This window comes from Actinosynnema sp. NPDC023658 (assembly GCF_040639995.1).
Classification (GTDB): domain Bacteria; phylum Actinomycetota; class Actinomycetes; order Mycobacteriales; family Pseudonocardiaceae; genus Actinosynnema.
Map to the genome: position 1 here is coordinate 1 of NZ_JBFAAX010001183.1, position 1,585 is coordinate 1,585.

Here is a 1,585-nt window from a genome sequence, read left to right on the forward strand (position 1 = left end):
GTCGCTCGCCGGTGCGCTCGCCCGCCGGCCCGGGGTGCGCGCGGAACCGGTGGTGTCCCTGGCTCGGCCGGCCCAAGCCCTGATCGAGCAGGCCGAGGGCGCCGCACTGCTGGTCGTGGGCACGCGCGGGCACGGGGCGGTGCGGCGCGCGCTGTTCGGCTCGGTCAGCCACGCGGTGCTGCACCACGCGCCCTGCCCGCTGGCCGTCGTGCACGGCGCTGTGACGTCCGATTCGACCGCCGCGACGCCGCGTCGGTAGTGGTAGGAAGTCCCGGTGAGTAACTTGGATGACGGTGCCGGGCTGGGGCTCGCGCAGGACGAGGTCGTGTCGCTGGCCAGCGAGCTGATCAGGATCGACACGACCAACACGGGGGACCCGGCGACGGTCGCCGGGGAGCGCGCGGCGGCCGAGTGGGTCGCGGAGAAGCTGGGCGAGGTCGGCTACGAGACGACCTACGTCGAGTCCGGCGCGAAGGGGCGCGGCAACGTGATCGCCCGCCTGGCGGGCGCCGACCCGTCACGGGGGGCGCTGCTGGTGCACGGTCACCTGGACGTCGTGCCCGCCGACGCCTCGGAGTGGTCGGTGCACCCGTTCTCCGGGGCGGTGCAGGACGGGTACGTGTGGGGTCGCGGCGCGGTCGACATGAAGGACATGGTCGCGATGACGCTCGCCGTCGCGCGCCGGTTCAAGCGGGACGGCGTGGTGCCGCCGCGCGACATCGTGTTCGCGTTCCTGGCCGACGAGGAGGCGGGCGGCCTGTTCGGCGCCAAGTGGCTGGTGGACAACCGGCCGGAGCTGTTCGAAGGTGTCACCGAGGCCATCAGCGAGGTCGGCGGGTTCTCCATCACCCTCAAGGACGACGTCCGGGCCTACCTGGTGGAGACCGCCGAGAAGGGCATCCGCTGGCTCAAGCTGCGCGTGCGCGGCACGGCGGGCCACGGCTCGATGATCCACCACGACAACGCGGTGGCCAAGCTCGCCGCGGCGGTCACCAAGCTGGGGCAGCACCGGTTCCCGGTGGTGCTGTCGCCGTCGGTGCGGGAGTTCCTGGCCGGGGTCTCGGAGATCACCGGGCTGGAGTTCCCCGAGGACGACCTCGAAGGCTCGATCGGCAAGCTCGGCGCGTTGTCGCGGATGATCGGCGCGACGCTGCGCGACACGGCCAACCCCACCATGCTGTCGGCCGGGTACAAGGCGAACGTCATCCCGTCGTTCGCGGAGGCCACGGTGGACTGCCGCATCCTGCCGGGCCGGGAGGAGGCGTTCGACCGCGAGCTGGCCGAGCTGCTCGGCCCGGACGTGGAACGCGAGTGGCTCGGCCTGCCGCCGGTGGAGACGACGTTCGACGGCGCGCTGGTGGACGCGATGACCGCGTCGATCACGGCCGAGGACCCGGGCGCGAAGGTGCTGCCGTACATGCTGTCCGGCGGCACGGACGCCAAGTCGTTCCAGCAGCTGGGCATCCGCAACTTCGGCTTCGCCCCGCTGAAGCTGCCGGCCGACCTGGACTTCTCCGGGCTGTTCCACGGCGTGGACGAGCGCGTGCCGGTCGACGCGCTCCGGTTCGGCGTCCGCGTCCTGGAC

Annotated in this window: 2 protein-coding genes; both read left to right on the plus strand. The window is 72.6% G+C overall.

The features are described from left to right. The coding region (locus AB0G02_RS39355) for a universal stress protein (protein WP_360805362.1) at nucleotides 1-259 on the plus strand (259 nt) is incomplete at its 5' end. A gap of 24 nt (nucleotides 260-283) precedes the next feature. Next, nucleotides 284-1,585: M20/M25/M40 family metallo-hydrolase (locus AB0G02_RS39360; protein ID WP_360805365.1), on the plus strand; the 1,302-nt coding region annotated here is incomplete at its 3' end.